At 76.6% G+C, this 12229-nt stretch carries 8 protein-coding genes; all 8 read right to left on the bottom strand.

The features are described from left to right. Positions 1 to 5 precede the first annotated feature (5 nt). The gene (locus ABT403_RS31725) at positions 6 to 1685 is read right to left on the bottom strand and encodes a thiopeptide-type bacteriocin biosynthesis protein (RefSeq protein WP_344155392.1); all 1680 of its coding nucleotides are present in this window, start codon (positions 1683 to 1685) and stop codon (positions 6 to 8) included. A 25-nt stretch (positions 1686 to 1710) separates the two neighbouring features. After that, positions 1711 to 3615, bottom strand: coding sequence for a TOMM precursor leader peptide-binding protein (locus ABT403_RS31720; RefSeq protein WP_344155390.1), 1905 nt, complete (start codon positions 3613 to 3615; stop codon positions 1711 to 1713). Further along, positions 3612 to 5798, bottom strand: a complete 2187-nt coding sequence (locus tag ABT403_RS31715; RefSeq protein ID WP_344155388.1) for a hypothetical protein — start codon at positions 5796 to 5798, stop codon at positions 3612 to 3614. The genes ABT403_RS31720 and ABT403_RS31715 overlap by 4 nt, the downstream gene beginning before the upstream one ends. Then, a complete protein-coding gene (locus tag ABT403_RS31710) occupies positions 5795 to 6931 on the bottom strand; it encodes a lantibiotic dehydratase C-terminal domain-containing protein (RefSeq protein WP_344155385.1) in 1137 nt (378 codons plus the stop codon). Before ABT403_RS31710 ends, ABT403_RS31715 begins: the two co-directional genes overlap by 4 nt. A gap of 71 nt (positions 6932 to 7002) precedes the next feature. Next, on the bottom strand, positions 7003 to 9726 hold the full coding sequence (locus tag ABT403_RS31705; protein ID WP_344155382.1) for a lantibiotic dehydratase: 2724 nt from the start codon (positions 9724 to 9726) through the stop codon (positions 7003 to 7005). A gap of 93 nt (positions 9727 to 9819) precedes the next feature. After that, positions 9820 to 10005 (bottom strand): thiazolylpeptide-type bacteriocin, encoded by a 186-nt coding sequence (locus ABT403_RS31700; protein ID WP_344155379.1) that lies wholly within the window; start codon positions 10003 to 10005, stop codon positions 9820 to 9822. A gap of 303 nt (positions 10006 to 10308) precedes the next feature. Beyond that, a complete protein-coding gene (locus ABT403_RS31695) occupies positions 10309 to 10668 on the bottom strand; it encodes a zinc ribbon domain-containing protein YjdM (RefSeq protein WP_344155376.1) in 360 nt (119 codons plus the stop codon). A gap of 82 nt (positions 10669 to 10750) precedes the next feature. Continuing rightward, positions 10751 to 12196, bottom strand: coding sequence for a glyceraldehyde-3-phosphate dehydrogenase (locus tag ABT403_RS31690; protein ID WP_344155373.1), 1446 nt, complete (start codon positions 12194 to 12196; stop codon positions 10751 to 10753). Between the last annotated feature and the right edge of the window lie 33 nt (positions 12197 to 12229).

Genomic DNA, 12229 nt, shown 5'->3' with positions numbered 1-12229 from the left:
CGGTGTCAGACGGCGGGCCGGCGTCCGAGCGGCAGCAGGTACTGCAGGGGCTGTTCCAGGTCGTCCAGGCCGAGGAGCTCGTGCGCCAGGTCGTCGTGGAAGCCGCCGAGCGGGGTGCCGGCCAGGCCCAGGGCGGTGGCGGTGAGCAGCAGGGTCTGCGCCAGGTGGCCCGTCTCCAGCAGGGCCAGGCGCAGGGCGCGCAGCCCGTAGCGGCGGCGCAGCAGGCCCAGGTCCGCGTACAGGGCGAGGACCACCGGCGCCCCGTCGATGCCGATCCAGTGCGGGTCGGCGGCCGGCCGGGACAGGTACGTCGACAGCGGGGCGATCCGCTCCGTCGACGGGGCCGGGCCCACGGGCCGCAGGGTCCGCCGCTCGGGCACGCAGTCGTAGGTGCCCGCCGGGACCCCCTCGACGTCGAGGACCAGCAGCCGCACCCGGGCCGTGTAGAGGGCGCCCGCGCTCGGATAGGGCCGGTGGCCGGCGGTCACGGCCGGGCCGTCGGGCAGGCGCTGCTCCGAGCGGCTGCTCTCGGCCAGGGAGTGCCACAGGAGCGCGCCCAGCCCGGCGGCGTCCAGCGGGCCGGTGAGCGCCCCGCGCACCGAGGACCGGCCCGCCAGGGCCGCCCCGAGCGACACCTCGGGGAGCGGGCCGGCCGGCAGGGGGAGCTCCGCCGTGGCCGGGGCGGCCCTGAGCCGCTCGTCCGGGAGGGTGCGCAGGGCCGTGTCCTGGTTCCGGCCGATCTGGAACTTGCTGCGCTCCAGGTACTGGAGGTCGGGTGCGGTGTGGCCGGACGGGAAGTAGTCCGCCGGCTCCCCGCTCTCCAGCAGGGTCCGGGCGGCCAGCCGGCACACCGCCCGCTCCTCGTCGGGGCTCACCCCGAGCCGGTTGAGCAGCATGTGGAGCTGCGAGCCCCAGATCCACGCGGTCGCGTCCGGGCCCGCCTCCCGCCCCTCCCCCGCGCGCAGCAGGCCGTCGGCCTCGCGGACGCACCGCGCCCACCGGCCGAGCCAGGGAGCCGCGGCGCCCTCCGCGAGCCGCTCCCGCAGGTCCTCCGCCCGCCGCCGCAGGCCCGGACGCTGCGCCGCGTAGACCGTGTTGACCCGGTGGTGCACGGACTCGCCCGGCAGCAGCGGCACCTCGGTGACCCACCGCCAGCCCGCCGCGTGCCGGCGCAGCCAGCGGGCCGCGGTGAGCGGGTCCATGCCGAGCCCGTGCGCCGTCGTGTGGACCAGGTCGGCGGCGTGCGTCAGCCGGGCCGACGCCCCGCCCCCGGTGGCGAGCTCCCGCAGGGCCCCGAGCACCACCTGGGTGGAGTCCGCGAAGACCTCCTCGGCGACGGGCAGCGCGCGCGGGCCGCCGTAGCGGTCGGTCTCGGGTACGTACGCCACGGCGCGGACCTCCCCGTGGCGGGAGGGCCAGGGGCCGGGCACGGAGGGCACCTTCCCGGCGGCCCCGGCCAGTTCCCCGGGGAGCCGCGCGGCGGCGGACGCGCTCAGGCCGCGCACCCGGATCCGTACGTGGGGGCCGTCCTCCCCGTACCGGATGAAGAACCACCCGGCGGCCTCCCCCGCCGCCACCAGGCCGTCCAGGAGCGGGGCCGCGTCGCGGACCAGGAACGCGTCGACGTCCTCGTTCCGGGCGTGCAGGAAGACGTGGTGGCTGTGCCAGGCGTCGGTCGTGGTCATCTGCGGTCCTCAAGGGGGTGGCGGATCAGGGGAAGGGGTGCGGGTGGAGCGCGAGGTCCTCGTGGCGCAGGGGCCGGCCGGTGCGGCCCAGCCGGTGGGGCACCTCCAGCAGCCGGGGCAGGCCCCGGGTGCGGCGGTTCACGTGCCCGAAGGTCATCGGGAGCGAGCCGGGGACGATCACCTTCACGCAGTGCAGGCCGAGCCGGTCGCGCAGTCCCGGTTCGGTCTGGTCGACGGTGATGACCTCCAGACCGGCCCGGGCCAGCCGCTCCGCGGTGGCCGTGAGCAGGCCGGAGAGGTCGGCGACCGGCTCCGGGGCTCCCGGCCAGGCCTCCTCGACCGGGCGGCACGGGGTGTCGGCGAAGAGGAACTCCAGGCGCGGGCCGGCCTCGGGGAGGGCGCTGAGCCCCACGTGGTCGTCCAGGCCCACCACCAGCTCGGGCCGGTCCAGCATCGGACGCAGCCGTTCGGGATCGCGTGGGCCGTCCTCGGCGAACGAACGCCCCGCCGACTCCAGCACGTTGGTGACCACCTCCGCCACGGCGGAGCGGATCGCGGAGCGCGGGTCGTGGTGGGCGCCCGCCGCGAGGAACATCCGGGGCGCGTCGGGGCGGGACCCCTCGTAGCGGCAGACGGCCACGACCGCGGGGATCCCGAAGTCGTTGGTCGCGTCGAGCAGCAGGAGCCGGTAGCCCGCCAGGGCGGCCCGGTCGGCGAGGAGCGCGGTGTCGAGGTCGTCCGGCGGGACCTGGACGCGGGGCAGCGGGGTGGCGGCGTACCAGGCCATCAGGAAGGCGTCGCGTTCCGCGACCTCGAACAGGCCGTAGAGGGCGGCCTCCTCGGGGCTGTTGCCCAGTCCGCAGCCGTTGGAGGACTCGTACACCACGCGTGGGCGGCCGGGGCCCGGCACGTCCCAGTACGCGACGTGCTCAGGGACGGCGACCGGGCGCCGGCGGGTCAGCGACCAGCCCCGCACCCAGTCCATTTCCAGGCCGGGGGTGTACGGGACGGTCGGCGAGGCCGGATCCCCGTGGTGGGCGGGGTCGGGCAGGCCGAGCCGCTCGGGGTCCACCGCCCGGTCGGGGCCGAGCGCGGCGAAGGAGGCGCGCAGGTCGGTGCGCCGGCCGGTGGGCCGCATCCCCGCGAGGCGTTCGACGGCCTCGAAGAGGGCGACGCGCTCGCTGGCGGCGAAGTCGCGGGCCCGTCCGTATCCGCCGTCGTCGACGGCCCGGCCGTCGGTGACCAGTGCGCTGGTCAGGGAGAAGGCCGAGTCCTCGGCGCGCGAGAGGCCGCGCACCGGCCCGAACCGCTCGTCGTACAGGGCCTCCCGCAGCCGATCCGGGTCCGCGGTACGGGGGTTGGGGGCGCGCAGGACGTACGGGTCGGGGAGCGGGCGGGGGGCGGAGGGGATCGGGTCGGGTGCGGTGGCGGAGGCGGCGGGCAGGGGCCGGCAGACGGCGCAGCCGCCGACGGGGCGCAGGCGGTGGCTGGACCAGGTGCCGCGCCCCTGGTGGACGACGTGTGCGAGGGCCGTCCCGGTGTCCTCCCCGGCGCCTTCGCCGTCCAGCAGGTCCCGTACGAGGGCGCCGAGCGAGCCGGCCAGGGCCGGGGAGGGTACGCCGGCCAGTGCGAGCTCCGGGCTCCGCCAGGGCACCCGGCCCCCCGCCGTGGCCAGCCGCTGGTACTCGGCGCAGCACAGGCAGGCGGCCGCGCCCGGCGCCAGCAGCGGCCCGACCACGGCCAGCGGGCCGTCGAGGCGTACGGGGACCAGGGCGACGGGGTGGGCGAGCGCGTGCCGGCTCAGCTCCTCGGCGAGCCCCGGCGTCCACCGGGTCAGCAGCACCGCGGCCGGGCCGGCGGTGGCCGCCAGCGCGTCCTCGGGCCCGAGGACGGGTACGGGCAGGGGGCCCAGGGGGCCGGGGACGGTCATCGGGCCTCCTCGGGGCCACGGTTCAGGACGGTGAACCCGAACGCCCGGAGCCGGGCGGCGAGTCCGGCGGCGTGGGAGGACGCCCCGGCGGCGTGGGGCGCTGCGCCGGTCGCGGCGAAGGCGGCTTCGGTCTCGGCGAACGCGGCTCCGGTCTCGGCGAAACCGCCCCCGGTCTCGGCGAACGCGGCTTCGGCCTCGGCGAAGGCGGCTTCGGTCTCGGCGAAGGCGGCTTCGGCCTCGGCGAACCCGCCGCCGGTCCCGGCCAACGCGGCTTCCGCCTCGGCGAACACGCCGCCGAGCTCGGCAAACGCGGCTTCCGCCTCGGCGAACCCGCCGCCGAGCTCGGCCAACACGGCTTCCGTCTCGGCGAACCCGCCGCCGAGCTCGGCCAACACGGCTTCCGTCTCGGCGAACCCGCCGCCGGTTTCGGCGAACGCGGCCCCCGTGATCCGCTCCAGCGCCGCCTGGAGGCCCGCCTCACGCCGCGCCACGTCCGCCATCCAGCCGTTGGTCCAGCCGGGATCCTCCCAGGCGGCGATCCGCGCCCCGGCGACGGCCAGCGGCGCGACGGCCCCACCGGAGGGCGGCGCGCACGCGGCACCCCGACCGGTCTCCGGCCCCGCCGGTACGGCATGCGGCCCGCCCGGGGTGGCGGCCGGGCCGCCGGGGTTGACAGCCGGCATGCCCGGAGCGGCAGCCGGCCCACCCGGAGCGGCGTCCGGGTGGGCCGGAGGGGTGGCCGGGCCCGCCAGGGTGGCCGGGCCCGCCGGAGCCGGGGCGGTGGTCTTCGCGATGGCGGCCAGGGCGGCGAAGGCCGCCGCGTCGCCCGGGGTGGCCTCCACGGCCTCACCGAGCGGGAGGGGGGCGGGGTTTCCGGTGCGGTGGACCACCGCGTGGTACACCTCCTCGCCCGGGGCCGCGCGCCGCACCTCCAGCCGGGCCGGTACGCCGAGACGGGCGGTCAGCGTCGTCCACCAGTGCCGGGCCTGCGGATGCCCCGACCACCGCCCCCCGGGCACCGCCGCCCCTCCACCGCGCCGGGCGGCCGCCGCCCGCAGGGCCCGGCCCCGGGCGTGCCCGGGGTTGACTCCCACCGTGAACCCACCTTCACCCAGGAGAAGTTCCGCCGCTCGGCAGAACAACTCCAGGCGGGCCAGGTCCAGCCGGGGCGCACCGCCCGTGATCCGGCCGTCCGGCAGCGCGCAGGCGGCGAGCGGGACGGGCAGCTGGACCAGTCCGCCCGGCTCCGGCCCGGGCAGGACCCCGCAGCGCGCGTCCCCGAGGGCGTCCAGCCGGCGCAGCGCCTCGCCGAGGGTCCGCGCGGGGGCGAGGCCGGTGCGCCGGTCCGCGTCGATCCGTGCAGGGCCGAGCCAGGTCCGGTAGTCGGCGCGCAGCGGGCGGGCGTCGGCCAGGAGCACGGCGGGCAGCCCGGGCAGCAGCCGCGCGTCCCCGCCCTCGGTCGCCGGGTCCGCCAGCCCGGCGGCCGCGCACAGCAGCCGGTGCGCGGCCGCACCGGCCAGCAGCGCGGGGAACGCGGCGGGACCGGCGTCCTCGGCGGGCCCGAGGCGGGCCTCCAGGGCCCGTGCGTCGGCGGCGGCCTGGGCCGGGCTGCCCGGGGCGGTCGCGTAGCCGCCGGCCCCGGCCCGCCCCGCCGCGACCGCGAGGACGGTCCCGCCACCGTGGACGCGGAGCAGGATCCGGGCCCCGGGGAGGTCCGGGCCGGCGGTGCGGGTGACGGGCGGTCCGCCGCGCTCCAGCGCCTCTGCGGCGGCCCGGGCCAGGGGGTCGCCGGGGTCCGCGGCGAGCACCTCGGCGCGGACCCCGGCCAGCGCGGCGGCCGCGTCGGCGGGCCGCTCCGCGCTCTCCGCGAGCCACCGCCCGACGGGGTCCTCCCCCGGAGGCCGCGCGTCCCCGGTCATGAGCAGCCCGTGGGCCTCCAGCTGCCGCAGCAGGGTGTCCACCGCCCGGCGCGGCGCCGACCCGGGCTCCATGCCGTCGAGGAGGGCCTCGATCCGGCCCTCCCTCAGGGGTTCCTCCAGCAGCTTCCACAGGGCGGGCAGGGCGGTGCTCCCCTCCAGGGTGAGGCTGCCGCCCCGGCCCCTCAGGTGCAGGCCGGCCCGGAGCGGGGTCACGGCCACCCCGGGCCGCAGCCTTCGTACGGGGCGGACGGTGGCGGGGGTCATGCCCGGCCCTCCACCGCGTCGACGGCCGCGCCGAGCTCCGTGCGCCAGTCGACGCCGGTCAGTGCGGGGACGGCGCGGATGACCAGGTGCGCCGCCAGGTAGCGCTCCAGCGGGCGGACGTCGCAGATGGCGAGGAGCCGGTACAGGGCGTTGGTGCAGGCCCGGTAGACCAGGTAGCCGGGGTCGCCGAACATCGTCCCCCTCGGGTCGGAGCGGCTCAGCAGCCGGTGGAACTCGCTGTAGCGGGTGCGCAGGTCGTGGTTCCAGCGCTCCGCCGTGGCCGCGTCCCCGGTGGCCCTGGCCCGCGCCGCGTACTCGGGCGCGGCGCCGTGCAGGTCGGCGCCCGCGTCGAAGCGGCTCCGCGTCAGCCGCCGGGCGCTGGCGCAGAAGTCCGCCCAGGCCCGCTCCCAGCCCAGCGCGCCGCCGTCGGCGATCCGCCCGACGAGGGCGGTCACCGCCGCGTCCGCGGCCTCGCCGTGGCGTTCGAAGCGCTCCCGCAGCCGCCCGTCGGGGTCCTCGTGGACGAGGAATTCCTCCAGGTGGGAGACGTACGACCAGTGGCCGCCGGCGAGGCCTGCGGGGTGGGAGCCCGCATGGGCGGCGAGCGCGGTCACCGCGAGCCGGATCCGGGCCCGCGCGCCGTCGCCGTGCTCGCCGAGGAAGCCGGCGCCGGCCCGCAGCGCGCCGAGACCGGCGCGCAGCAGGTCCTCGCGCAGGACGGAGCCGTCCTCGCCGAGCAGGGCGCGTACGGACGAGCGGTCGACGGCCTGGATCCGGACCGTGTTGTCGGGCTCGATCGGACCGTAGGGCGGCGGCACGAGTTCGGCGCGGCCGGCCTCGGCGGCCCGCTCCAGCAGCCGGGCCTCGGTGAGGTCGCCGTGCGAGGGGTGCTCGCGGAGCCAGTCGCGGAGCGCGGCAGCGGCGGACTCGGACTCCTCCTCCACCTGCCGGGCCGGGCCCTGGAGCCGCAGCCGCAGGTGGGGGCCGTGCAGCCAGTGCCGTTCCACGTGGGCGGCCGTTCCGCGTGCCGTACAGGCCTCGGCGAGCGGCAGCAGCGCTCCGCGCAGCAGGGGGGCCTTGTCGGGGTGGTGGTAGTAGGCCACCACGTCGAGGGCGTGCTCGTGGGTGCTCATGCGCGCCGTGCTCCCGTTCTCGCTCTGCTCCGTCGTCCGTCGTCGGTCCGTCGCCGCGTCGCCCGGCCGTCTCACGGCCGCCGCCCGGTCCGGTAGACCTCCAGTACGAGTTCGACCGCGCGGGCCGGCTCGTCCAGCCCGCCGGGGGCGGGCAGGGCCTCCTCCAGGACGGCGCCGTCGCCGTGGCGGGAGAGCCATTTGGGCAGGCAGCGCAGGTGCAGGGCGTTGCCTAGGTCCACGAGGTGCGGTTTGGGGCGGCCGATCCGGGTGAGGAAGTCCTCGGCGGCGCGCCCGCTGGGGGCGGCGGCGACGGGGTGCAGGAAGACCTGTTCGGGCAGGTCCAGGGCCGCGCGCCAGCGGGCCGCCGCCTCCGCCGGGACCGGGCCGCCGGCGGCGAGGTCGGCGCGCAGCCGCTCCACTACGTCGGGCGGCAGCAGCCAGCGGCGACGGCGCAGGACCACGTCGCGGTGGCGCAGCCTGGGCCGGTGGACGACCTGGCCGCCGCCCGGTGCGGGGCGGGTGCCCCGGGGGACGAGCGGGCGGAGGTCGACCGCGCCGTGGGGCTGGTCGGCGAGGTGGGCGCCGAGGCGGCGCGGCAGCAGGACGGGCGAGAGGAAGCCGGGGTAGAGCACGTCGAGGAGTTCGCCGGTGCGGCGCAGCCGGATGCGTACCTGGTCGGCGGCCTCGTCGTGGACGAGTTCCAGGTCTGCTTCGGCGAGGGAGGCCCAGCGGCGGTCGGGGCCGATCTCGTCGGGGACGAGGAGGGGGTGGAGGTTGGCGTTGAACCCGCCGACGGGCCGGATCTGCGCGGGGCGGGCGCCGGGGCCCAGGGCGCGCCGGAGCTGCCGGGACACCTCGGTGGCGGCGTCCGGGTCCAGGGTGTCGAGGAACCGGCTGGTGAAGCGGCCCCAGCCGCCGTAGACCTGGTTGACGCAGAGCCTGCCGGTGCGGGGGTCGCGCTGGAGGAAGTACGCGTAGCTGAGCGGGCGGGCGAGGGCCCAGTCGGGCAGCCGGTCGCCCAGGCCCTTGAGGAGGCCGGGGGGCAGGACGACCTCATGGGCCCCGGCCGGGTCGCCGTCGAGGGCGTCCCGGACGGCCGCCACGGCTTCGGCGCGCAGGCCGGCCAGTGCGGCGGTCCCGGTGGGGAGGGGGTCGGCGGGGTCGAGGGCGGCGAGCCGTCCGGCGGCCTCCCAGGCGTCGGCGATCTCGGCGCCGAACTCCCACGGGTTCGGGCAGCGTCCGCCGGGGCCGTAGCGGGCGACGAAGCGGTCGCGGACGACCCGGCGCACGAGGTGTCCGAGGTCGAAGAGCTCCGCCAGTGCGGTGACCTCGCCGAGCGTCTCGTGGTCGCCGGAGTCGAGGAAGCCGTCGAGGTCGAGCGGGCGCGGGGCGACGACGTCCTCGGAGACCGCGCTGAGCGGGGCGGACACGGCCGGGACGGGGCGTCCGGCGGCGGCCAGCGCCTCGGCCCATCGGTGGGACAGGCCGGCGAGCAGGGCGGGACGGTCCACGGCGGGGGCGTCGGCGAAGGCCGCGGTCAACCGGGCGAGCTCGTCGAGGCGGGCGGCGTGGGCGGCGTCCTCGGCACGGGCGGTGTCGTCGGCGGTGGCGGCGTCCTCTGCGGGGGCGCCGTCCTCGGCCGTGGCGGCGTCGAGGGAGCGCAGCCAGTCCGCGAGGCGGCCCAGCGGGTCGGGGTCCTGAGGCGGGACCGGGCTCCCCGGCACCAGCAGGCCCGCTTCGGCGAGCCGGCCGAGGAAGCCGGCGGCGGCGGCCCGGCCGTCGCCGCCCGTCCCCGTCAGGGCGCCGGCGAGCAGCCCGGTCAGCTCCTCGAGCGGTACGGGGTCCTCGGCCCGCTCGGTGACCAGGGTCAGCGGGCCGGTGGAGGGCAGCTCGGCCTCGTCCTCGGCGGCCACGAGGTAGCGGCCCCCGGCGAAGGCGGTCCGGTCACGGGAGTACGCCGCCCGTCCCTCGGTGGTCCGGGCGGTGCTGGTGATGCGGTGGGGCAGGGCGGCCCGGCGGTGCGGGGCGTCGAGGAGGGCGAGGGTGAGGGCGGTGGTGAGGGTGCGGCTGGGCTGCACGACCGGGCGCAGGGGGCCCTCGAACAGGGGCACCCGGCCCCAGGCGGGGACGGCGCGGCCGGGGTCCTGCGGAAGGGGGCCCCAGCCGACGGCGGTGAACCAGGACAGCGGGCTGGTCTTGGTGCTGGCCCGCAGGGCGTAGCGCAGGACGGCGGGCTCCTCCTTGCGGGCCCTGCGGTCCTGGGCGCCGGTGCCCGCCCGGTCCACGGCCCGCAGCAGGTCGGCGCTGGTGAGGGCGACGGCCTTGGCGAGGGCCGGTTCGCGGCACAGGGCGGCCAGGGCGCCGCGTTCGGCGGCCAGGGCGCGTTCGGCGGCGGGCGCGAGCTCGGCGAGGAGCGTGGTGCGGCGGGTGCGCAGGTCGAGCCAGGAGGCGAGCCGGGGCAGGCGCTCGGGGAGGTCGCCGAGGCGTTCCAGCAGGGCGGGGCGGGGTTCGCGTCCGTTGTGCAGGGCGCGGCGCAGCGGGAGGACCACGTCGCGGTGGAGCTCGGCGGGGTGGCCGGTCCGGCTGGCGTACAGGTCGTCGCAGAGCGGGGCGGCGCTCTCCGCGAGCCGCCGCTCGATCCGCTGGAGCCGGGCGAGGAGGGTGCGGAAGCCGGCGGCGTCCGGGCTCTGGGCCGGGTGGGTCAGGACGGTGGCGCGGACCAGCGCGTACGGTGCGGACCGGACCCGGTGGCCGTCGGTGCCGGCCCCGGCCGGGGTGCGGTGTGGCTGCGGCATGCTGGTCCCCCTCCTGTGGTGTGGCGCGGGGCTTCCCGCCGCACCCGGTGGGTGCGGCGGGAAGCCGGTGTGCGTCGTGGACGTGCGCGGCGGTCAGCCGAACGGCGTCTCCATGTCGCCCTTGCCGCAGGAGGAGGAGGCCTGGCAGGAGCAGGAGCCCGAGGAGGCGCCGCCCTCGGGCAGCGCGACGGTGTCCCGCATGGCGGTGACGGTGAGGTCGCTGAGATCCAGGTCGAGGTCCTCGAAGCCGAATTCGGGGGTGCGCGCGGTGTCGGACATGTGTGTCTCCCTCAGATGGAAGCGATAGCCGCATGTGCACGGACGGGAATCCCGCGGCAGGCGGATGAACGCAGGCCGCGGAAGGGAATGCCGGATGTGCTCGGATTTCGGCCTGGCCGGATATCGATCCCGTCCGGCTCTTTCGATCGGCCGATCCGGAACTCAGGATCACCCAGCCGCTTGAAGGTCCACTAGAGCGGAGGTACAGCACAGAGCATCCGCGAACAGGTCCCGGACATGACGACGCCCCCGTCCACCGGAGGGTGGACGAGGGCGGGAGCCCGGTGGGATGTCAGTCGGAAATCAGCCTTTCCGCACCACGCTCGACTTGAGCTGCATGGCACCGAAGCCGTCGATCTTGCAGTCGATGTCGTGGCCGTCGACCCCGTCGACGAGGCGGATGTTGCGCACCTTGGTGCCGGCCTTGATGCCGGTCGGGTGGCCCTTGACCTTCAGGCCCTTGACGACGGTCACGGTGTCGCCGTCGGCGAGCACGTTGCCGACCGAGTCCTTGATCACCCGCTCCTGGGAGGTGTCGCCGGTCTCGGCGGCCGCCGCGGGGGTCCACTCGTGCCCGCATTCGGGGCAGACGAGCAGGGCGCCCATCTCGTAGGCGTACGCGCCGGAGCACTCGGGACAGGGGGGAAGTGCGTTGTCGTTCACCCGGCCAGTCTAGGGAACGCGGCGGTGCCCCGCCGACGGCTGTCGACGGGGCACCGGAGCACGCTCTCCCTGGTCGGGACGGTCAGGCGACCGGGACCGGGTAGGTCGGGTACTCGACGCCGGACACGTGCTGGACCACACGGATGACCTGGCAGGAGTAGCCGAACTCGTTGTCGTACCAGAGGTACAGGATCGCGTTGTCGCCGTCGACCTTGGTGGCACCGGCGTCCACGATCGAGGCGTGGCGCGAGCCGACGAAGTCCATGGAGACGGCGTCGGGGGCGGTGGTGAAGTCGATCTGGCGCTTCAGCGGCGAGTGCAGGGAGACGCCGCGGAGGTACTCGAGGACCTCGTCGCGGGTGGTCTCGCGGCCCAGGCGCAGGCTGAGGATGGCGATCGAGACGTCCGGGACGGGGACGCGGATCGAGCTGCCGGTGATCGGCGCCTTGAGGTCGGGCAGCGCCTTGGCGACGGCGGAGGCGGCGCCGGTCTCGGTGATGACCATGTTCAGCGGCGCGGAGCGGCCGCGGCGGTCGGCCTTGTGGTAGTTGTCCAGGAGGTTCTGGTCGTTCGTGAACGAGTGGACGGTCTCCACGTGGCCGCGCAGCACGCCGTACTCGTCGTCCATGGCCTTGAGCGGCGGGACGATCGCGTTGGTGGTGCAGGAGGCGCAGGACAGGATCTGCTCGTCCGGCTTGATCGTGTCGTGGTTGACGCCGTGCACGATGTTCGGGACGTCGCCCTTGCCCGGGGCGGTCAGGACGACCTTGTCGATACCGGGGCGCAGGTGCTTGGAGAGGCCCTCGCGGTCGCGCCACTTGCCGGTGTTGTCGATGAGGATGGCGTCCTTGATGCCGTACGCCGTGTAGTCGACCTCGGAGGGGTCGTTCGCGTAGATCACGCGGATCGCGTTGCCGTTGGCGATGATCGTGCTGTTCGCCTCGTCGACGGTGATCGTGCCCTGGAACTGGCCGTGGATCGAGTCGCGGCGCAGCAGCGAGGCGCGCTTGACCAGGTCCGCCTCGCCGCCACCGCGGACGACGATGGCGCGCAGGCGCAGGCCGTTGCCGGAGCCGGCCTTCTCGATGAGCAGGCGGGCGACGAGGCGGCCGATGCGGCCGAAGCCGTAGAGGACGACGTCGCGGCCGGAGGAGCCCTCCAGCTTGTTCTCACCGGTGGCGCCGGAGACGGCCTCGGCGGTGAAGTCGGCCACGGACAGTCCGCGGTCGTCGCTGTTGTAGTTCGCGGCCAGCATGCCGATGTCGATCTGCGACGGGCCGAGATCGAGGGTGGTGAGGGCCTGCAGGAACGGCATGGTCTCGGTGACCGAGAGCTCCTCGCCGTCGATCTGCCGGGCGAACCGGTGGGTCTTGAGGATGCTGACCACCGACTTGTTCACCAGGGAGCGGCTGTGCAGCAGGATCGTTACATCCCGCTCGCGGTGCAGCTTCCCGATGATCGGGATCATCGACTCCGCGATCTCCTCGCGGGTCTTCCAGTTGCTGAACGAGTCCTCGTTGACAGTCACAGAGTTATCTTTCGAGCTAGGCGGCGCTCATAT

It is taken from the genome of Streptomyces sp. NPDC000075, assembly GCF_040301925.1.
GTDB lineage: Bacteria > Actinomycetota > Actinomycetes > Streptomycetales > Streptomycetaceae > Streptomyces > Streptomyces polychromogenes.
This window is presented reverse-complemented; position numbering and strand designations above follow the sequence as displayed.

Coding starts and splice junctions, on each gene's coding strand:
- ABT403_RS31725 (WP_344155392.1), bottom strand. CDS start 1,685: ATGACCACGACCGACGCCTGGCACAGCCACCACGTCTTCCTGCACGCC.
- ABT403_RS31720 (WP_344155390.1), bottom strand. CDS start 3,615: ATGACCGTCCCCGGCCCCCTGGGCCCCCTGCCCGTACCCGTCCTCGGG.
- ABT403_RS31715 (WP_344155388.1), bottom strand. CDS start 5,798: ATGACCCCCGCCACCGTCCGCCCCGTACGAAGGCTGCGGCCCGGGGTG.
- ABT403_RS31710 (WP_344155385.1), bottom strand. CDS start 6,931: ATGAGCACCCACGAGCACGCCCTCGACGTGGTGGCCTACTACCACCAC.
- ABT403_RS31705 (WP_344155382.1), bottom strand. CDS start 9,726: ATGCCGCAGCCACACCGCACCCCGGCCGGGGCCGGCACCGACGGCCAC.
- ABT403_RS31700 (WP_344155379.1), bottom strand. CDS start 10,005: ATGTCCGACACCGCGCGCACCCCCGAATTCGGCTTCGAGGACCTCGAC.